Origin of the sequence: Bradyrhizobium sp. cf659 (assembly GCF_900113725.1) — a bacterium.
Lineage (GTDB): Bacteria > Pseudomonadota > Alphaproteobacteria > Rhizobiales > Xanthobacteraceae > Bradyrhizobium.
Window position 1 is genome coordinate 258,079 of the sequence record NZ_FOQJ01000004.1, and the last position, 21,049, is coordinate 279,127.

Annotated in this window: 10 protein-coding genes; 8 read left to right on the forward strand and 2 right to left on the reverse strand. The window is 64.1% G+C overall.

Annotation, left to right across the window (positions count from 1 at the left end; all coding sequences use genetic code 11):
- Positions 1-251 precede the first annotated feature (251 nt).
- The 6 genes from BM118_RS20290 (at position 252) to BM118_RS20315 (ending at position 7,111) form a co-directional block, all read left to right on the forward strand.
- Positions 252-1,127, forward strand: a complete 876-nt coding sequence (locus BM118_RS20290) for a branched-chain amino acid ABC transporter permease (RefSeq protein ID WP_025575149.1) — start codon at positions 252-254, stop codon at positions 1,125-1,127.
- 5 nt (positions 1,128-1,132) lie between these two features.
- Positions 1,133-2,284: a branched-chain amino acid ABC transporter permease gene (locus BM118_RS20295; RefSeq protein ID WP_092187257.1), complete on the forward strand. Its 1,152-nt coding sequence runs from the start codon at positions 1,133-1,135 to the stop codon at positions 2,282-2,284.
- Positions 2,281-3,039, forward strand: a complete 759-nt coding sequence (locus BM118_RS20300) for an ABC transporter ATP-binding protein (protein ID WP_092187258.1) — start codon at positions 2,281-2,283, stop codon at positions 3,037-3,039. The genes BM118_RS20295 and BM118_RS20300 overlap by 4 nt, the downstream gene beginning before the upstream one ends.
- A 4-nt stretch (positions 3,040-3,043) precedes the next feature.
- The gene (locus tag BM118_RS20305; RefSeq protein WP_092187575.1) at positions 3,044-3,832 is read left to right on the forward strand and encodes an ABC transporter ATP-binding protein; all 789 of its coding nucleotides are present in this window, start codon (positions 3,044-3,046) and stop codon (positions 3,830-3,832) included.
- A 141-nt stretch (positions 3,833-3,973) separates the two neighbouring features.
- The gene (locus tag BM118_RS20310; protein WP_092187259.1) at positions 3,974-5,812 is read left to right on the forward strand and encodes an AMP-dependent synthetase/ligase; all 1,839 of its coding nucleotides are present in this window, start codon (positions 3,974-3,976) and stop codon (positions 5,810-5,812) included.
- Positions 5,813-5,911: 99 nt separating this feature from the next.
- Positions 5,912-7,111, forward strand: a complete 1,200-nt coding sequence (locus tag BM118_RS20315) for an ABC transporter substrate-binding protein (RefSeq protein WP_092187260.1) — start codon at positions 5,912-5,914, stop codon at positions 7,109-7,111.
- A 162-nt stretch (positions 7,112-7,273) separates the two neighbouring features.
- On the opposite strand, the gene BM118_RS20320 is transcribed toward BM118_RS20315, so the two are convergent.
- Positions 7,274-8,398, reverse strand: coding sequence for a lysozyme inhibitor LprI family protein (locus BM118_RS20320; protein WP_092187261.1), 1,125 nt, complete (start codon positions 8,396-8,398; stop codon positions 7,274-7,276).
- Between the two features lie 94 nt (positions 8,399-8,492).
- Positions 8,493-9,224 carry a transglutaminase-like cysteine peptidase gene (locus BM118_RS20325; protein WP_092187262.1) on the reverse strand — a complete coding sequence of 244 codons (732 nt, stop codon included), beginning with the start codon at positions 9,222-9,224 and terminating at the stop codon, positions 8,493-8,495.
- 619 nt (positions 9,225-9,843) lie between these two features.
- Here BM118_RS20325 and BM118_RS20330 point away from each other — a divergent pair.
- Together BM118_RS20330 and BM118_RS20335 are read left to right on the forward strand one after the other, a co-directional pair.
- Positions 9,844-18,459 (forward strand): FecR domain-containing protein, encoded by an 8,616-nt coding sequence (locus tag BM118_RS20330; RefSeq protein WP_092187263.1) that lies wholly within the window; start codon positions 9,844-9,846, stop codon positions 18,457-18,459.
- Between the two features lie 124 nt (positions 18,460-18,583).
- The gene (locus BM118_RS20335; RefSeq protein WP_092187264.1) at positions 18,584-20,815 is read left to right on the forward strand and encodes a CHASE2 domain-containing protein; all 2,232 of its coding nucleotides are present in this window, start codon (positions 18,584-18,586) and stop codon (positions 20,813-20,815) included.
- Positions 20,816-21,049: the final 234 nt, after the last annotated feature.

Sequence of the window (21,049 nt, forward strand, 5' to 3'; positions counted from 1 at the left end):
CCATCCGGTTTTGCATCGCCCGCGACCATGACCTGAAGATGTTTCGGCACGGTGAATCGCATTGCCGCAAATTCCGTCATCCGTCTTGGACTAAAGGCAAGTCACCGTTTGTTGACAGCGCTTGGCGGTTCAGGCTGAATTGGCGCCGGGACAAATGGCGCGAGCGCAGCGAAACGACTGCGTAGCGACTGAACACAAGATGCGACGAGGCGATCGAAGAACCGCCGGTTGCGTCAGGAGGAAGCGCGGCGATGCTGGATTTCGTTCAGCAGCTGGTCAGCGGTGTTGCGCTCGGCTGCGTCTACGGCCTGATCGCGCTCGGGTTCGTGCTGGTCTACAAGGCGACCGAGGTCGTCAATTTCGCCCAGGGTGATCTGATGATGCTGGGCGGCTTCTTCGCCTTCACCTTCATCGGCATGATGGGCCTGAACTACTGGATCGGCTTCGCCGGTGCGGTGGCCGCGATGGCGCTGTTCGGCATGCTGGCCGAACGCGTGGTGGTGCGGCCGATCCTCGGCTATCCGCAATTCTCCATCATCATGGCGACCATCGGGCTCGGCTACTTCCTGCGCTCGATCGCCGGCATGATCTGGGGCACCGACGATCTGAAGATCGAGACGCCGTTCAGCCAGGGCGTGCTGCGGATCGGCTCGCTGGTGCTCGCCTATGACAAGCTCTCGGTGATCGCGGCGACGATGATCCTGTGCACGCTGCTCTGGCTGTTCTTCAACAAGACCACGCTCGGCACCGCGATGCGCGCCAGTTCCGAGAACATGCTGGCGGCCTATTACATGGGCATTCCGGTCAAGCGCGTGGTGTCGATCGTCTGGGCGATCAGCGCGGCGGTCGCGACCTGCGCCGGCGTGCTGCTGGCGCCGATCACCTTCATCCACTCCAATGTCGGCCTCGTGCTCGGCCTCAAGGCGTTTCCCGCCGCTGTCCTCGGCGGCTTCGGCTCGATCCCCGGCGCGGTGGTCGGCGGCGTCCTGATCGGCGTGATCGAGAGCATGGCCGGCTTCTATCTGGCCGAGGGCTGGAAGGACGCCGCGCCCTACATCGTGTTGCTCGCCGTGCTCCTGCTCAAGCCCGAAGGCCTGTTCGGCCTTCACGTCCGCAAGAAGGTCTGAACGCCATGCGCTTCCTGTTCAAGACCGACTACGAGGACGACATCAAGCTGTTTCCGCATTCGGGCTATTTCGTCTCCTACGGCATCCTGCTCGCGCTGCTGCTGATCGCGCCTTACGTGCTCTCCAGCTATCTGATGAGCCAGCTCGTCTTCGTCTGCATCTATGCAACCGTCGGCGTGGCGCTGCTGATCCTGACCGGGTTCACCGGCCAGGCCTCGCTCGGGCACGCGGCGTTCCTCGCGATCGGCGCCTACACGGCGGCCTATCTGCAGAAATACAACGTGCCGTTCCCGGTCTACTTCCTCGCCGCAGGCCTTCTGACCGGCATCATCGGCGCGATGGTCGGCTTTCCCGCGCTGCGGCTCCAGGGCATCTATCTCGTCATCGCCACCATCTCCTTTGCCCTGATCGTCGAGGAGGTCCTGGCGCGCTGGGAGAGCGTCACCAACGGCAATGAGGGCATGCGGGTCAAGACGCTGTCGCTGCTCGGCGTCGCGGTGCCGCGCGACAGCCCGACCTTCTATTTCCTGTGTCTCGCCGTGCTGGTGCTGACCATCGTCGGCACGCTCAATCTCCTGCGCTCGCCGACGGGCCGCGCCTTCGTCGCGATCCGCGACAGCGAGACCGCGGCGCGCAGCATGGGCGTCAACGTCGCGCTCTACAAGGTGAAGTCCTTTGCGATCTCGGCGGCGATCACCGGCTTTGCCGGTGTCTTGTTCGCGCACAAGCTCTCCTTCATCTCGCCGGAGATGTTCACGCTCCAGCTCTCGATCGAGTTCATCATCGTGATCCTGATCGGCGGCAGCTTCAGCCTGCACGGCGCCGTGCTGGGCGCGATCTTCATCGTGATGATCGACCCGTTCCTGACCTATCTGAAGGACGACATGCCCGGCATCATCGCCGGCATTGCCGCCGCTTTCGGCGCCGGCACGCAAGGAGCGGCCGACGTCCAGTCCAGGGTCGCAGCCTTCGCCTCGCTCAACGGGCTGAAGGGCGCGATCTACGGCATCATCATCGTGCTGTTCGTGCTGTTCGAGCCGCTCGGGCTCTACGGCCGCTGGCTCAAGATCAAGCTCTTCTTCCAGCTTTTCCCGCTCTACAAGCGCGCCACCTTCAAGCGGCAGAAGATCTACGTGAAGTCGGAGCGAAACCGATGAGCTATTTTCGTGCCGAGAATCTGTCGCTGCATTTCGGGGGCCTCAAGGCCGTCGATGCGGTGTCGTTCGCGGTGGAGAAGGGCGAGATCCTCTCGATCATCGGTCCCAACGGCGCCGGCAAGAGCTCGATCTTCAACCTGATCTCGCGCATCTACCGGCCGACCTCGGGTCGCATCTTCTTCGAGGACCAGGACATCACCGAGCAGCCGCCTTACGATATCGCAAGACTCGGCATCGCCCGCACCTTCCAGAACATCGAGCTGTTCGAGAATGCGACCGTGCTGTCCAACCTCCTGGTCGGACGCCACCGCCATTCCACCACGCAGCTCTGGCAGGAGCTTCTATTCCTGCCCAGCGTGCGCGCCAACGAGAAAATGCATCGCCGCCGGGTCGAGCAGGTCATCGAGTTCCTCGACCTCGAACCCTACCGCGACAAGCTGATCTCGGGCCTTCCTTACGGCGTGCGCAAGGTGATCGAGCTGGCGCGGGCGCTGTGTTCGGAGCCGAAGCTGATCCTGCTCGACGAGCCGTCCTCGGGCCTCAATGTCGAGGAGACCGACGACATGTCGTTCTGGATCCGCGACATGAAGAACGAGCTCGGCGTCACCGTGCTGATGGTCGAGCACGACATGTCGCTGGTCAACCGCGTCTCCGATCGCGTCATCGCGCTGAACTATGGTCGGGTGCTGGCGATGGGCTCGCCGGCTGAAGTGCAGCAGCACCCTGATGTCGTCGCCGCGTATCTGGGAGCCTGATGCGATGGATGCCGCGGTGACACCAGACATCATCCTGAAGCTCTCCAACATCGAGAGCTATTACGGGCCGATCATGGCGATCCGCGGCATCTCGCTGGAGGTGCCGCGCGGCCGCATCGTGACGCTGCTCGGCGCCAACGGCGCCGGCAAGACCACGGTGCTGAAGACGATCTCCGGCATTCTCGATCCGCAGAAGGGCACGATCGAGTTCATGGGCAAGCCGATCCAGCGCATGGAGGCCGACCGGATCGTGCGGCTGGGCCTCAGCCACGTGCCGGAGGGGCGCGAGGTGTTCCCGTTCCTCTCCGTGCGCGAGAACCTGATGATGGGCGCCTATCCGCGCAAGGACCGTGGCGGCGTCGCGGAGGATCTGGAGCGCGTCTACGGCTATTTCCCGCGGCTGAAGGAGCGCATCGATCAGCCGGCCGGCCAGCTCTCCGGCGGCGAGCAGCAGATGCTCGCGATCGGCCGCGCGCTGATGAACCGGCCGACCTTGCTGCTGCTCGACGAACCCTCGCTCGGCCTGTCGCCGCTGCTGGTGAAGGAGATCTTCACCATCATCCGCCGGGTCAACGAGGAGCAGGGCATGTCGATCCTGCTGGTCGAGCAGAACGCCAAGGTGGCGCTGGAGACGGCGCATTACGGCTATGTGCTGGAGATCGGCCGGATCGTGATGAACGACACCTGCGACCGCTTGATGCATTCCCAGGACATCCAGGAATTCTACCTTGGTGCCAAGGAAGCGGGCGCGCGAGGCGAGCGGCGCTGGAAAAAGAAGAAGACGTGGCGTTAGAAGACTTGGCGCTAGAAGACTCGGCGAAGGAAGTTTTGGCGTTAAAGCAGGAATTGGCGTTAAATGAGATTGCCCGTCCGCAAGACATAGACCGCCGGCAAGGCAGGCAGCGGAGGGGAAAGCGACAAGGAGGAGACGCGCATGGCCCGACCGGCGGTGCTGACGGTCGCTGATACGATCGCGAAAAGCTTCTTGCGCGCCGCGGAGACGCGGGGCGACAAGCCGGCGATCCGCGAGAAGAAGTTCGGCATCTGGCAGCCGACGAGCTGGCGCGGGTGGCTGGAGATCTCGAAGGAGATCGCCTACGCGCTTCGCGCGATCGGTTTCCTGCCCGGCGACGTCGCCTCCATCATCGCCAATGCCGTGCCGGAATGGGTCTATGCCGACATGGGCATCCTGTGCGCCGGCGGCGTCTCCTCCGGAATCTATCCGACCGATGCCTCGTCCCAAGTCGAGTATCTCGTCAACGATTCCGGCACGAAGGTGATCTTCGCCGAGGACGAGGAGCAGCTCGACAAGATCCTCACCTGCCGCTCAAGCTGCCCGTCCCTGCAAAGGATCGTCGTGTTCGACATGGAGGGACTCAGCGGCTTCTCCGACGACATGGTGATGTCGCTCGACGAGTTTCGCGCGCTCGGGCGCAACCATATGGTCGAGCGCGAGGCACTGTGGCAGGAGATGGTCGACAGCCGCAGCCCGAGCGATCTCGCGGTCCTTGTCTATACGTCCGGCACGACCGGTCCCCCCAAGGGCGCGATGCACGCCAACCGCAGCGTCACGCACCAGATGCGGCATGCCAACGACTTCATCCCGGCGCGGGAGAACGAAGACCGGCTGATCTTCCTGCCGCTCTGCCATGTCGCCGAGCGGATCGGCGGCTATTACATCTCGGTCGCGCTCGGCTCCGTGATGAATTTTGCCGAAAGCCCGGAGACGGTGCCGGACAATCTACGCGAGGTGCAGCCGACCATCTTCCTCGCGGTGCCGCGCATCTGGGAAAAATTCTATTCCGCCATCACCATCGCGCTGAAGGATGCGACACCGCTCCAGCAATGGGTCTATCGCCGTGCCATCGGGGTCGGCTACCGCATGGTCGATTGCCGGATCGAGGGCAGGACGCCGCCGCTGTCGCTGCGCATTGCCAACCGTCTCGCCTATCGCATCGCATTCCGCAACATCCGCCGCATGATCGGGCTCGACCGCTGCCGCATCGCCTTCACCGGCGCGGCGCCGATCGCCCCGGAATTGATCCGCTGGTATCTCGCGCTCGGCATCGACATGCACGAGGTCTACGGCCAGACCGAGAATTGCGGCGTCGCCACCATGATGCCGGCGACGCGGATCAAGCTCGGCTCGGTCGGCACCGCCGTGTCCTGGGGCGAGGTCGCGCTGTCGCCCGACGGCGAGATCCTGATCAAGGGTGACTTCCTGTTCATGGGCTACCTGAACCAGCCGGAGAAGACCGCCGAGACCATCGATCAACGCGGCTGGTTGCACACCGGTGACGTCGGCACCATCGACAATGAAGGCTTCGTCCGCATCACCGACCGGATGAAGGACATCATCATCACCTCAGGCGGCAAGAACATCACGCCGTCCGAGATCGAGAACCAGCTCAAATTCTCGCCCTACATCTCGGATGCCGTGGTGATCGGCGACAAGCGGCCGTATCTCACCTGCCTCGTCATGATCGACCAGGAGAATGTCGAGAAGTTCGCCCAGGACCACGACATCCCCTTCACCAATTATGCGAGCCTGTGCCGGGCGACGGAGATCCAGGACCTGATCTGGCGCGAGATCGAGCAGGTCAACGGCAATTTCGCCCGCGTCGAGAGCATCAAGAGGTTCTATCTGATCGAGCGCCAGCTGACGCCCGAGGACGAGGAGCTGACGCCGACCATGAAGCTGAAGCGCGGCTTCGTGAATAAGCGCTACGCCGCCGAGATCGAGGCGATGTATCGCGAGCGTGCGGTGGCGTGAGGCGCCTGGCCGGAAGGCCGCGCGCCGGAGACGTTGAGATCAGCGAAGGAGCGATGGCCACGCCCTTCGCAAAACACGGGCCAGGGAGAGGAGACGTCAATGTCGAAATCGTTCAGGGCGTTCGGCCTTGCGGTGAGCGCAGTCGTGCTCACGCATCTGCCGGCCGCAGCGCAAACCAAGGTCACCAACGAGGGTATCTCGGCATCCGAGATCGTCATCGGCACGCACCAGGACCTGTCGGGTCCGATCAAGGGCTGGGGCGTTCCGGTCGCAAACGGCATGAAGATGGCGACCGAGGAGATCAATGCGTCCGGCGGGATCAACGGCCGCAAGATCCGGCTGGTCGTCGAGGACAGCGGCTATGATCCGAAAAAGGCCGTGCTGGCGTCGCAAAAACTGATCGAGCGCGACAAGATCTTCGCGATGGTGGGACCGATGGGATCACCGACGGTACTCGCCGCGCAGGACATCCTCTTCGACGCCGGCGTATTGCAGCTTTTCCCGCTGACGGCGGCCGAATTCACCTTCAAGTTCGATCCGGCCAAGCCGCAGGAGCGGCTGAAGTTCAACAATTTGCTGCCATACGTCGAGAGCACGCGGGCCGCGCTGAAATACATGGTGGAGTGGAAGGGCTTCAAGAAGGCCTGCATCATGCATCAGGACGACGAGTACGGTAAGAACGTGCTCGACGGCTTCAATCAGCAGCTCACCGCCATGAAGGCGCAGCCGGCTTCGGTCACGAGCTACAAGCGCGGCGCCTCCGATTTCAGTGCGCAGATCGCCAAGATGAAGTCCGATGGCTGCGACCTCGTCGTGCTCGGCACCGTGCTCCGCGAGACCATTGGGGCGATGAGCGAAGCCAAGAAGCTCGGCTGGGACGTCACCTTCCTCGGTGCCACCCCGACCAACGTGATGGAGGTTCCGGCGCTGGGCAAGGAGGCCGTCGAGGGGCTCTATGCCGCCAGCGGCTTCGAGATTCCCTATGAGGACACCGCCAAGGGCAAGGTGAAGGATTGGCTCGTCAACTATAAGAAGATGTTCAACGCCGACGCCAACACGCAGGCCATCATCGGCTACAATGCGATGATGACGTTTGCGTTCTACGCGAACAAGGCGGGCAAGGATCTGACGGGCCAGAAGATGCTGGACTCGCTCGAGTCGGGCGACAAATTCCTCGACATCTTCAACTCGCCCCCGACGAAGTTCTCCAAGACCGACCATCTCGCCAACACCATCACCCAGGTGCAGCAGGTCAAGGGCGGCCGCTGGGTGCTGGTGAAGGACAATCTGATGTTTTGATACTTCTTCGCCTCTCCCCGCGTGCGGGGAGAGGCCGGAATTTGCGGAAGCAAATTCCGGGTGAGGGGGAGTCTCCGCGAGCCCGTCTTTCACCGTCTTTGCGGAAGCTGCCCCTCACCCCAACCCTCTCCCCGCGAAGAGCGGGGAGAGGAGAAGAAAGACCTACGATCCCCCGCCCGCGGTACCCGAATTCACCGGTGCCAGCTCGTCTTCTCGGCAGCGCCAGCCGTCGGCGGCTTTCACGAAGGCGAAGGTGCGCTGGATCCTGAGGCGGCGCGTGACGTTGAAGGCATCCGCGGAGCGCTCTTTGTTGCCGGCGGCTCCCGGCTGCGGACGACCCGTCCTGGCGTCCCAGCAGGTGCCGGTGCAGGCGGAGGCGACCTTGCTGCACGTGGTGAAGGGCGCCAGCACGACCATTTCGATCTCGCCCGTGACCTGCGCCTCCTGGTCGGCCACCTGGCTGTCGATCGCGTAGACGCGGTTGATGCGCAGGAAATTGCCGCACGAATTGGCCGCGTGAATCCGCGCAGCGCAGAAGTCGACGGCGTCGGTGTCGGGCGACCGGGCCGCGACCTGCCGGCCGAACACCTTCTTCGGATCACCCCTGGCGGCGCGGATCTCGTCGGTCTTGTGCGTCAGGTTGTCGGCAAGACAGCTTTCCGCGGATTCGAGCTCTTGCAGCGGCACGTTCTCCTTGCCGACGAGATTGCATCTGCGGTCGCGCTCTCGCGTCCACCGGCCGTATTCGGCGAAGGCAAAGCGGGCCGCGGTCGGGTCCAGTTTGCCGATCAGGCCGAGCACCTGGCTATTCAACTCGGTCTCGGCAAGCGCCAGCGACGGGTCGGCGCAGATCAGCGCGCCCGCCGCGGTGTTGGCCGCGAGACAGTCGAAATCCGGATCGCGCAGGATCGCGGCACGCTCCTCGGTCACCTTGAGAAGGCACGCCCTGACCCGGTCGACCTCGTCGGCGCGGACCCGGGTCTCGCCGACGATGCCGCAGCCGAGGTTGCGCTGACGGATCCAGATGGCGTTTTCCTCGATCGCCGGCAGGCGATCGGGCAGGCGGGCGAGCCGTGCCTCGATTGCCGTGCTCAGCTTCTCGGCGGCGGCAGCAAGCTCGGCGTCACCGCAGAACAATTGATTGCCGGGGTCGCGAATCTGCTGGCAGTTGTTCTTGGCGAACAGCGGCAGCTTGTCGGCGATGGAGCGGTCGGATGGGCCGGATTGCGCGAACGCGGGTGCCGCGAGCGTCAGCAGCGCAAGCACAATCAGTCCGATGAACCGCATTCCGGTCGCCCCCCGCCTTGCCGGAGGCATGCTAGCGTCCCGGATCGCGCGGTGGAATGGGTTTGTGGGAGAGGTCTATCGGGTTACAGGAAAATCAATGCGCCTCGGCGGGAGCCATCGACAGCCGCACCGGCTCGTCGACATATTTCATCACGGCCGACTGGTAGAGCACGAACAGTGGCTGGTAGGTGCGCGCGTCGTCGTCCTCGACCATCGCCATGCGGCGGTTGTCGAGCATCAGCCAGTGGCCGTCGAGCTTTGCCGCGGCAACCGCATGCTCCTCGCCGGCGCGGGTGTCGCGCACCACGACGATGCGGAGGTCCTCGGTGGCCACGCCGGCGAGCCGCAGCGCGGCCAGCTTGGCGATGGCGTAGTCTTCGCAGTCGCCGGCGCCGCGCTCGAAGGTTGCAAGCGGCGAGCTCCAGACGTCGTCGACGCCGTCATTGGCGGCCCGGATCGAGAGGTTGATGGCACGGTTGGTCTCGCCCAGCCGGGCGCGGCCGTCGCGGGCGCGGGCCTGGTCGACGATGGTGAGCAGCTTGAGTGCCGCAGGCGATGCGCAATTGTCCCGGTCGCCGTCGCACAGCGCGAGTTGCACCATGTCGTCGTCGAGCCTGGACTTCAGCGCGGACCATTTCTGCTGGAGGCTGCCGGACGAGATGGCAAAGGCGAATACGCCGAACGGTTCGGCGGATTTGCGCACGAGGACGCCGGCGCCCGGCGACAGCAGCGTGCCGGCGCGAAGCTCTGCGGCCGATCCGAGCAGGACCAATCCGCACAGGACAAGGATTGCGCGCCAGGCGCGCGAGCGAGCAGCGGTCTCCATCTGACATCCCCTTCCGGCTTCGCCAGGTCCCCCTCGACCTGGTCGTGCCGGGCTTTGTTGCTTTCGCGGAGATAGTGCGAGACGGGCGGTTCTGTTCTGCTTAACGCGGCCGGCAGGGGGCCCAAAACCGCGGGACAGGCTGAAACGGGTCTGCCCAAATTGCGTAAAATTTTACGAATCGGGGACTAGGAGGTGTCCGCTCGCCGCGAAATCGAACCAATTACAGGCAGAAGTTGTGGGCGCGCTGATTCTGTCGCCTATGGCTAACGGCCCGCTATTTCACGGGTTCTGTTAGTTGGGTCACAGATTTAGTTCCGTATTTCCCGCAGGATGCCACGGGGCCTCACGAAGAAAAGATGACATCAGTATCTGCCGCTTGATCTATACGGCAGTTTACTTGGGATGACTGGAAATGTGCGAAATTCGGTCGAATTCGACTTCAAGATACTGTAGCGAATACTTCGTCCCCTCTCTGGGGGCACTGCTCCTCGGTGGCTCCGGCCGGCAAGTGACGCGAAATCACACAAGCAATAGATGGTTTCGCTAATGATTTAGTAATGCTATGCAAGCTTAGGCGGATGATACTTACTTAAATTTTAACTCTTTTTACGGTGCCCGGTTGAATTACGCTGGCAAATTTGACGCCGCGATCTTCTTGGACAGCCAGGGTTCCCACTTGCCCGGCAATGTTCATGGCGATTCCTTTACCGCCAAGCCCTTCATCGCGAAGGCGCAGGGTCACGTGCCCGATGGCGCGTTCGTGGTTCCCGACCCCAACCTGATCTTCAACGGCGAGTTCAAGCGCGCCGGTCTCGACCTCGTGCTGTCCCATGAGGGACACGAGTTCGTCGTTCACGATTATTTCAGGGGCGACAAGCGCGCCGCGATCGCCTCGTCCGATGGTGCCCACCTCACCGGCGACATCGTCAGCGCGCTCACGGGCCATGTGCAATATGCGCAGGCTGCGCCCGGCGCCGCCGCGGCCCAGGTGATCGGCCACGTCACCAAACTCTCCGGCAGCGCGACCGCGGTCCGCAACGGCGTTTCGGTCATCCTGAACAACGGCGACAATGTCGAGAAGGGCGACGTCGTCTCGACCGGCGCCGATTCGACGCTCGGTATCACCTTCATCGACGGCACCGTGTTCGGCCTGTCCTCAAATGCGAGGATGGTGCTGAACGAGATGGTCTACGACCCCAACGGGTCGAACAACTCCTCGCTGCTCAGCCTGGTCGCGGGCACCATCACCTTCGTCGCCGGCGAGACCGCGAAGCACGGCGACATGAAGATCGACACGCCGGTCGCCACCATGGGCATCCGCGGCACGGCGGTGCTGACCCAGATCAACTTCGTCGTCCCTGCCGGTGGCGGCGATCCGCAGCCGCAGGCGAGCTTCCAGGTGCTGGTTGAGCCGAACGGCACGACGGGTTCCTACATCCTGTTCGACAAGGTCACGCTGCTGCCGATCGCGACGGTCAACCAGGCCGGCCAGATGATTCAGATCAGCGGCGGCAACGTCTCGATCTCCAATGCGCTGATGTCGCCGGACGTGCAGAAGCTGATCACGGACGTGTTCACGCTGAAGTTCACCGACACCAACACCAACACCAAGCTGACCTCCAACTTCACCGACACGATCACGCAAACCAGCCAGGATCTGGTGTTCAAGTCCGGGTCGGGTGCCGTCGTGATCGCGACATTCGTCAACCTCAATCCGCAGGGACCTGAGGCACCTGGCAATTCCACGCCGGCCGCCACCCGTATTCCCGGCCAGCCGCTGGCGCGAAGCCTCGATTCCGGCGGCAACGTGAAGACGGCGTTCGCGCTGACCGAGCGCGCGGACACCACCGGCGGCACGACGCCCGATACGATCTCCGGCCGGATCACTTTCGTCGATCAAAACCTCGGCGACCGGCCGACGGTGAAGGTGAGCCTCGCCGATGCGCCGAATTACGTCTACAAGAGCGCCGGCCAGCAGGACGTCACCGGCTCGCTCACCGCGCTTCAGAAGCAGGACATCGCCGCGACGCTGATCGAGATCAACGTCGCCGCCGACGGCGGCAACAACAACAATGGCTCGGCGGTCTGGACCTACACGATCCCCGACCACGTCTTCGACTTCCTCGCGGCCGGAGAAACGCTGACGCTGACCTACATGGTCCGCGTCGACACCAATTTCGCGGTGAACCCCGAGTCCGCGTTCATCCCGATCACCATCACGATCACGGGCACCAACGACAAGCCGGTGATCTCGACCAGCGTTCCGGTTATCACCTTCGAAGGCGGCACCAGCGTGCCGGGTGGTCCGCTCAGCAGCGATGTGCCGACGTCGGGCACGCTGGACTTCACCGACGTGGATCTCACCGACAAGCATACGGTGTCGGTGGCGTTGACCAGCGCGACCCTGCCTGATGGCAGCACCGTTCCGCCGGGGCCGCTTGCGGCGTTCCAGAGCGCGATGTCGGTCGCGATCGCGGCGGGCGCCGACAGCACCGGGGACGGCACCGGCACCATCAACTGGTCGCTGGCCGACCTTCCCGTCTACCTCGCCGACTTCATTCCGAAGGGCGAGGTGCTGACGCTGACCTACACCGTGACGCTCACGGATTCGCAAGGCGCCACCTCGCAGCAGACCATCACCGTCACGATCACGGGCACCGACGCGCCCGCGGTGGTGTGGATCGCGACCAACGGGGCCGGCGCGCCCTCCGGCGGCTTCTGGAAGGACGCGGCCAACTGGGAAACCGGCACCGTCCCGACCATCAATGACGACGTCATCGTCATCACCGATCAGCTGCATGGCTTGACGCCGTCCTATCCGGTGACGATCGACAGCGCGGCCTACGCCAAGTCGGTGACGATGAACGATTTCGGCGGCCCGCCGCCGAAGCTGATCAACCAGAGCTCGCTGACCATATCAGGCGCGCTCAACATGAGCGCGGACTCGATCCTCACCAATGCTGTGACCGGCACGATGTCGGTCGGCGGCAAGGCCGAGATCCTCGACACGAGCGTGCTGACCAATGCCGGCTATCTGACGCTCCAGGGCGGCGGTGATTTCGCCAGCGGCATCACGATCACCAATTCGGGCACGATCGAGCTGTCGGGCGGCACGCTGAACATGCTGGCCACGATCCACAATGCCGGCGGCACGCTGAAGGTCGATGCCGGCACGACGCTGATCGTCGATACCGCGACGGTCGACGGCGGCACTGTCACGATTCTGGGCACGCTGGAGCTCGACGGCACCAGCCTGATCGAAAACGGCGCGCTGAACAATTCCGGCACGGTCAACGTCAAGGGCACGGCCGAGTTCGCCCACGAGAGCGTCTCCAACACCTCCACCGGCACGATCAAGGTGCTGGCGAATGGCTGGCTGACCGTCGACCAGGGCTCCAGCGTCACCAACAACGGCGCGGTCACCGTCGATGCGAGCGGCAAGCTGACTGTCAACGGCGCCACGATCAGCGGTGCCGGCACGATCACCGGCAACGGCGAGATCGACCTGACCGGCAATGCCGTGCTGAGTGGCGGCAGCCTCAACAACAACGCGGTCATCAAGGTCAGCGGGGCGAGCAACGCGCTCCACCACGAGACGATCACCAATGCGACCACCGGCACGATCGAGGTGCAGGCGAACGGGGCGCTGACGATCGACCAAGGCTCGACCGTCGCCAACACCGGCAACATCACGGTCGATGCCACCGGCAAGCTGACCGTCAACGGCGCGACCATCAGCGGCGCCGGCACGATCACCGACAACGGCGAGATCGACCTGACCGGCAATGCCGTGCTGAGCGGCGGCATCCTGACCAACAACGCGACCTTCAAGGTCAGCGGGACCGGCAACGCGCTGGACCACGAGACGATCACCAATGCCGGCATCATCGAGGTGCTGGCGAACGGGGCGCTGGCGATCGACCAGGGCTCGACGGTCGATAATTCGAGCGGCAACGTTATCGTCGACGCCAATGCTGCGTTGACCCTGAACGACGTCACACTCAGCGGCGGCGCCATCAAGGGCGGCGGTGCCATCGACGTCACCGGCGCCAGCAGGATCGACGGCGGCGCCACGCTCAGCGTCACTGCGGTCACCGCGGATGCCGCGCTGACGCTGGATGGCGTCACCGTGTCCGGGACGGTGATCACTGACAATTCCAGCGTCGAGCTCGACAACACCGTCACGCTCAAGGACGGCGCCAGGATCCAGGGCGCGTCCGCGGCGTCCAAGGGTGCGGTCACCAACAACGGGACGCTCGAGATCGCCGGCGCTGCGACGCTGCTCAACGACGTCCTCACCAACACGGGCCACACCGTCAGGATCGACGATGGCCAGACGCTGACGCTGTCCGGCACCGAGATATCAGGCGGCACCATCGACAATTTCAGCGGTGCGCAGGGCGGCACGATCGACGTCACCGGCAACAGCCAGATCGACGGCAACGCAACCCTGAACAAGGGCACGGTTACGGTCGAAAACGGCGTCACGCTGACGCTCGACGATGCCACCGTCGCGGGAGCCACGATCGACAATGGCGGCACCGTCAAGGTCGATCCCAGCAAGAAGCTGACCCTGGCGGGGGCGAGCCTGACCGGCGGCGCTCTCTCGGTTTCGGGCACGCTGGATTCGTCTGGGGCGACCACGATCACCGATGCTGCCGTCACCAACAACGGCCTGATCGAAGCGGTTGGCGGCCTGCTGACGCTCGCCACCGTCACCTCGGCCACCGTCGCCAACGCCGGCACGCTTCAGGCCAATGGCGCCGAGCTCGACATCGACCATGAGGCCGTCACCAACACCGGCACGCTGGCCGCGATCAATGGCGGCACGCTGAAGCTGATCTCGATGACGGTGACCAACGACACCGGCGCGGTTTCGGTCGCGTCCGGCTCGACGCTCGATCTCGTCGGTGCAGTCATCGACGGCGGCACGTTGACGATCGCGGGCACGCTGGAATCGACCGGCACGAGCGCGATCAACAACGCCGATATCACCAATACCGGCACGATCACGGTCACCGGCGGCGCGCTGACGATCGATCCAGTGACGCTGCACACCATCACAAATCACGCGCTGATCCAGGTGAGCAACGGCGAACTCGACGTCTCCGGCGACCTGATCGTGAACACGGCCGATGTCGAGGCGATCAACCACGGCATCCTGAAGCTGGCCGATGTCACGATCACCAATGGCGGCGGGACGGTCACGGTCGACGCCACGTCGAAGCTGTACCTGTCCGGGGTCTCCTCGATCAACGGCGGGTATCTGACCAACGCCGGCAATCTCTACGGGGTCTCCGGCCTCAACACGATCTCGGCCGCGGTCACCAACACCGGCGCCATCGAGGTCCAGGCCGGAACGCTGAACCTCTCCGGCGGCCTCAGCGGCGCCGGCTCGTTGATCATCGACAACGGCGCGACGCTCGAGCTCGCGGGGGCGACGGCGCAAACCATTACGTTCGCTGGCGGCATCGATATGCTCCTGCTCGACAAGGTCGTCGGTCAGAGCTTTACCGGCACCATCGCCGGCCAGTCGACGAAGGCTGGCACCTTCACCGTCACCGGCGCGGCTGACATCACGACGTCGAGCGGGGATGCGCTCGACTTCACCGCGTCGGGCGGCACGCTCGCCGCGCCCGCCGACATCATTCTCACGCCCGCCGGTGCACTGACTGGTGCCGCCAAGGGCATTGTCGTCACGCAGAATGGCGCGGGCGATATCTCGCTGACGGCGACCGGCGACATTACCGGCCTTGCCGGCAACGGCATCACGCTGCGCGACGGCCCAACCGGCGACGGCGACATCACCGTGAACAACCTCACCGGCAAGGCGACGGGGACCGGTTTGGGGTCGGTCGGCCTGCTTGTCGAAAATCTCAACGCCGGCAACGACGGCAACATCACCATCAAGCAGCTCGGTGGTGCGGCGGGCGGCGCATATGGGATCGATGTCCATACCGAGGGCGATGGCGACGTCACGATCGATGCCGGCGGCAATGTCACGGGCAGCTCGATCTACGGTATCCGCTCGCGCAGCTACGGCTCGGGCAGCACGACCGTCACGACGGAGGCCGGCAGCGTCGTCACGTCGGGAAGCTCCGGCATCGTCGCAGTCAATCGCGCCGACGCACTCCTGGCCTCGGATCACAGCTCGATCACCGTCAACAACTACGGCACGGTCAGCTCCGGTGCGAGCCTCAATCAGAGCGGCAACGCGCCGGCAGGCCTCGAGGCCGGCTACCTCGGCGCGACGACCGGCTCTGCCGCCAATGCCAACGTCTATGGCAACGTCGTCGTCAACAACTACGGCAATGTCACGGCTGCGGGCGGCTACGGCATCCACGCCTACAATTACGGCAATGGCGACGTCACGGTGAACGACGGCGCCGGCACCACCGTCATCGGTGCCGACATCGGTATCCGCGCCCAGGCGCTGAACGGCGGCACCGGCAACATCACCGTCACGCTCGGTGCCAATGCCTCGGTGAAGAGCACGACCAGCTACGGCATTCTCGCCTATAGCATCGACCAGGGCGACATCAGCGTCACCCTGGCGAGCGGCGATAGCGTCACCTCGGGCAGCTCCGGCATCGTCGCGGTCAACTACGCAGCGGCGATCGCGAGCGGCGTGCACAGCACGATCTCCGTCGTGGCGCACGGCACCATCCATTCCGGCTCAGCGCTGAATGGTGATAGCACTACGCCGGGCGCGATCATCGCTGGCTACAAGCCGGGCGGCAACGGCGTCTTCTCGAGCGCCGTCACGGGCGACGTCACCGTCACGAGCGATGCGACCATCACCGCGGATGCCGGCTACGGCATCGAGGCGTTCACCTGGGGCGTCGGCAAGGTCACGGTCACGACCGGCGCGGGCTCATCGATCACCGCGGCGGGCACCGCGATCGGCACCTTCGATCACGGCGGCGGTGACGTCACAGTCACCAACAACGGCTCCGCCACCGGCGCCGTCGGCCTGTCCGCTTTTGCCGCGGGTGCAGGCGCCATCACCATTGTCAATAACGGCCATATCACCGGCACCAGCAGCGTCGGCATCGGTGTCAATCAGAACGGCGTCGTGCCGGGCGATCCGGTCGCGACCGGCTCGACGCACATCACCAACACCGGTTCGGTGGTGGGCGCGACCGGCTTTGCGGCGATCTACGTCCAGGAAAACACGACCGGCTCGGCGACGATCGACAATTCCGGCACCATCGGGCCTGCCATCGCCTCCAGCGTGACCTCGTCGACCTATGCCATCTTCGAGACCGGCGGCTCCATCACCATCAACAATACCGGCCACATCAACGGCAACATCTCGGTGGTGAGCGCGACCTTCAACAACAATGCGGGCGGCATCTGGACTGTCGCTGGCAGCAGCGTCTTCGGCAACGTGTCCTCGATCGTCAACGCCGGCGAAATCGATCTGCTCAATGGCGCCTCGATTTCGGTGAACGGAACGGGCATCAGCAATTCCGGCGACATCGACAGCTGGGGCACGGCGTCGATCACGGGTACCATCACCAACAGCCACCTCATCGAGGTCCACACCGGAACGCTGACACTGTTCGGCTCGTTGTCCGGCGCCGGCTCGGTCACGATCGACGCCAATGCGACGCTCGAGATCAAGAACCTGGCGTCGCAGACCGTTACCTTCGCGGGGGCCGGTGCCGAGCTTGAGATCGACACGACGACCTTCGGCGGTTCGATCGCCGGCTTTGCCGCCAACGAGAAGATCAATCTGTCGACCGTCACCTGGGACAGCGGGACCACGGCGACCTATGACGCCGTCACCGGCAATCTCGTCGTGAGCGATACCCACGGCCACAGCATCTCGCTCAAGCTGATCGGCAACTACAGCGACGCGCATTTCATCACCAGCAGCGACGGCGCCGGCGGCACCATCGTCGAGCTCGTCCCGGTCGATGAATGGACCAATCCTGCCGGCGGCGACTGGAACACGGCGTCGAACTGGAGCCTGGGCGTGCCGGCGGCCAGCTACGACGTGAAGCTGCTCGCCGGAGCCGAACCCTGCACCGTCGACAGCGCGGCCAACGTCACGATCCACGACCTCACCGTCGCCTCCGACGTGACGCTGCTGACCGAGCCCGGCACCGTGTTCACGGTGACGGGCGACGTCGTCGACAATGGTCTGATCGAGGCCGGCCCGTTCTCCGGAAACGACGTTTCGAACATCGACATCAAGGGCAACGTCAGCGGCACCGGAGCGATCGAGATTTCCAACAAGGCCGTCGTGGAGATCGAGGGCTCCGTGTCGGGGATCGTCGTCTACTACGACAACGGCCTGGGCACCCTGGTCTTGGACCATGCCAAGGATTTCCACGGGCTCATCTCGGGCTCTCCCGCCGGGGCTCCGCTGTCGTCCGGCAACGAGATCGACATGAAGGATCTCGCCTGGACGTCCTCGATGTCGGCGCAGGCCCAGTACAATTCGGACACGAACATCACGACCGTCGACTTCTACAACGGCGCGACCACCGTCACCCTGTCGTTCCTCGGCAGGGATCTGAATTGGCACCTTCAGAGCGACGGTCAAGGCGGCACCACCGTTTATGATCCGCTCGCCGACACGCCCATGACGATCGAGACCGGCGCGGTGCTGAACCTCAGCGAGGCTTCCGCACAGAGCGTGACCTTCGCCAACGGGACCGGAACCACCGGCACCTTCGCGATCGAACACGCCGCCGATTTCACCGGCGTCATCAACGGCTTTGCGGGTGACGGCACCACCGCCAATTCGGATCTCATCGACCTCAAGGACATCGGCTTCTCGAGCCTGACCGGGGTGACCTACACCGAAAACGCCGACCATCTGGGCGGTACCCTGACGCTGTCCGACGGGACCGAAACCGCGACCATCAAGTTTGCCGGGAGCTACAGCATCGACAGCTTCCATTTCGCCAGCGACGGCCACGGCGGCACGCTGGTCCTCGATCCGCCCACGGGACCCACCCTCGTCGGGACCGACGGGCAGGACCAGTTCGCCTTCACGAATTCGACGCTTCCGGTTCAGAGCACCGTCATCGATTTCGAGCTGGGCCAGGACAAGATCGACCTGCAGAAGTTTGCCAACATCCAGTCCTTCAGCGATCTCGGCATCACGCAACAGGGAGCCGACACGCTGGTCACGCTCGACGATCACCAGTCGATCCGCCTGAAGAATCTCGTGGCGAGCAGCCTGCACGCCAGCGATTTCATCGTCGCGAACCATGCCTGACGGTCATTCCCCCGGTTCGGCTGCGGCGCCTCGTCCGCGGCCGATTCCGGTATCAAAGACGTAGCTGATTGCGTATTGTCGCCCGAGTATCGGACGAAGGTGAGCTGCGGGAAATTCAGGCGATATGAAGCGTCTCAAAATCCTCCGGCGGTGGTTTGCGCGGAAGTTCGGCTTTGCGCGGCTGATGTGTCTGGCGCTGCTGGTCGTTTTCGCCGGCGCCCGGCTCTGGGATCCGCCGCCGATCCAGGAATTGCGGCTGCGCACCTTCGACATGTTCCAGCTGATCGATCCGCGCCACAAGACGGCGCGGCCGGTTACCATCGTCGACATCGACGACAAGAGCCTCGCCAGGCTCGGGCAGTGGCCGTGGCCGCGGACGCGGATCGCCGATTTGATCCAGAACCTCACCAGCAACGGCGCGGTTGCGATCGGTTTCGACGTGGTGTTCTCGGAGGCCGACCGGCTCAACCCGGATCTGGTCGCGAGCCAGATGCGCTATCTGGACGAGGCCACCCGCGCCAAGCTGCGCGAGCTGCCGAGCAACGATCAGATCCTCTCGGAAGCGATCAAGCGCTCGCGCGTGGTGCTGGGCGAGACCGGGCAGTCGGAGATCACCTCGGAGATCGACAAGACGCTTCCCTTCACAGGGGTGGCGACGGTCGGCGAGGAGAATGCCGAGAAGTTTCTGTTCGAATTCCCCGGCCTGTTGCGTAACGTGCCCGTGATCGAGAAGGTTGCCGCCGGTCGCGGCCTGTTCACGATCAGGACCGAGCGCGACGGCCTGATCCGCCGCGTGCCGATGGTGATGCGCGCCCAGGGCAACATCATGCCCTCGCTCAGCCTGGAAATCCTGCGGGTCATCACCAGCACGCCGACGCTACTGGTCCGGACCGACAAGTCCGGCGTGCGGTCCATCCGCCTCAAGGGCGTGGAGATCCCGACCGACAGGAACGGCCAGCTCTGGGTGCACTACGCCCGCTATGATCCCTCGATCTACGTCTCCGCGGCCGACGTGCTCGACAACACGGTGCCGCCGAGCAGGATCGCCGGCAAGCTGGTGCTGGTCGGCACCTCCGCGGTCGGGCTGAACGACATCAAGACCACCCCGGTATCCCGGGCGATGCCGGGTGTCGAGATCCACGCTCAGGTGCTGGAGAGCGTGCTCAGCGGCGCGGTGATCTCCCAGCCGAACTACGCGCTCGGCGTCGAGCTGCTCGCCGCGCTCGTCATCGGCCTGCTCGTCATCACCTTCACGCCGAATCTCGGCCCCGTGCGCCTGGTGCTCGCGGGTGCGATGTTCGCTGCCATCCTGGTCGGTGTGTCCTGGTTCTTCTACGCGCAGTACCGCTACCTCATCGATTTCACCTATCCGCTGCTGTCGACCACCGCGATCTATCTGACGCTGATCTTCGCCAGCTTCGTGCGCGAGCAGCGCCAGCGCGTGCAGATCCGCGGCATGTTCGCGCAGTACATGTCGCCGGTTCTGGTCGAGCAGCTGGCGCAGTCGCCGGAAAAGCTCGTGCTCGGCGGCGAGGAGCGCGAGATGACGATCATGTTCTCCGACGTGCGCGGCTTCACCACGATCTCGGAGAGCTACAAGCACGATCCGCAAGGCCTGATCACGCTGATGAACCGCTTCCTGACGCCGCTGACCGACGTGATCATCGATCAGAAGGGCTATATCGACAAGTACATGGGCGACGCCATCATGGCGTTCTGGAACGCGCCGCTCGACGATGCCGAGCACCAGGTCAACGCCTGCGAAGCCGCGATCCAGATGCTCGAGCAGATCGACGCAGTCAACAAGGAGCGCGAGCAGGAGGCCGCCGACGGCGGCCGCGTCTACATCCCGCTCAATGTCGGCATCGGCCTCAACACCGGCATCGGCGTGGTCGGCAACATGGGCTCCGACCTGAAGAAGAACTATTCGGTGCTCGGCGACAGCGTGAACCTGGCCTCGCGCCTGGAGGGACAGTCGAAGGAATACGGTTTCCCGATCATCGTCGGCTCCAGGACCGCGCTCGCCGCCAAGGACAAGTTCGCGATCCTCGAGCTCGACTTCATCATGGTCAAGGGCAAGACCGAGCCGGAGGTGATCTACGCCATCGCCGGCCGCGAGGATGTGATGCATTCCGGCGCTTTCCAGCGCCTGCGCAACGTCACCATCGAGATGCTCGGCTGCTACCGCAACCGCGACTGGCAGGGCGCGCTGGACGCCATCGAGCGCGGCCGACGCAGCGAGGACGCCGACACGCTGGAAAAGCTGTTCAAGCTTTACGAAATCCGCATCAAGGATTTCCAGATCAATCCGCCGGCGGAAGGCTGGAACGGGGCATATGCGCTGCTGACGAAGTAGCGGGGCTGACGTGTGGTTTGAAAGCCGCCACACACTCGCTGTCGTCCTGGCAAAAGCCAGAACCCATGACCCCAGGGAGAAGTTACGGCAGCTGAGCTGCCAACCACCAATCTTCGCCAAACGAAATTCGGTGGTTATGGGTCAGGACGACGGTGGCGTGTTTTGCGCGAGTGTGCCGCCTCACCAAAAGTGTCGTCCCGGCGCAGGCCGGGACCCATACTCCGAGGCGGAAGT

Bases quoted from the DNA above. Each gene is read 5' to 3' on its own strand.
- BM118_RS20290 (WP_025575149.1), top strand. From the start codon at position 252: ATGCTGGATTTCGTTCAGCAGCTGGTCAGCGGTGTTGCGCTCGGCTGC.
- BM118_RS20295 (WP_092187257.1), top strand. From the start codon at position 1,133: ATGCGCTTCCTGTTCAAGACCGACTACGAGGACGACATCAAGCTGTTT.
- BM118_RS20300 (WP_092187258.1), top strand. From the start codon at position 2,281: ATGAGCTATTTTCGTGCCGAGAATCTGTCGCTGCATTTCGGGGGCCTC.
- BM118_RS20305 (WP_092187575.1), top strand. From the start codon at position 3,044: ATGGATGCCGCGGTGACACCAGACATCATCCTGAAGCTCTCCAACATC.
- BM118_RS20310 (WP_092187259.1), top strand. From the start codon at position 3,974: ATGGCCCGACCGGCGGTGCTGACGGTCGCTGATACGATCGCGAAAAGC.
- BM118_RS20315 (WP_092187260.1), top strand. From the start codon at position 5,912: ATGTCGAAATCGTTCAGGGCGTTCGGCCTTGCGGTGAGCGCAGTCGTG.
- BM118_RS20320 (WP_092187261.1), bottom strand. From the start codon at position 8,398: ATGCGGTTCATCGGACTGATTGTGCTTGCGCTGCTGACGCTCGCGGCA.
- BM118_RS20325 (WP_092187262.1), bottom strand. From the start codon at position 9,224: ATGGAGACCGCTGCTCGCTCGCGCGCCTGGCGCGCAATCCTTGTCCTG.
- BM118_RS20335 (WP_092187264.1), top strand. From the start codon at position 18,584: ATGAAGCGTCTCAAAATCCTCCGGCGGTGGTTTGCGCGGAAGTTCGGC.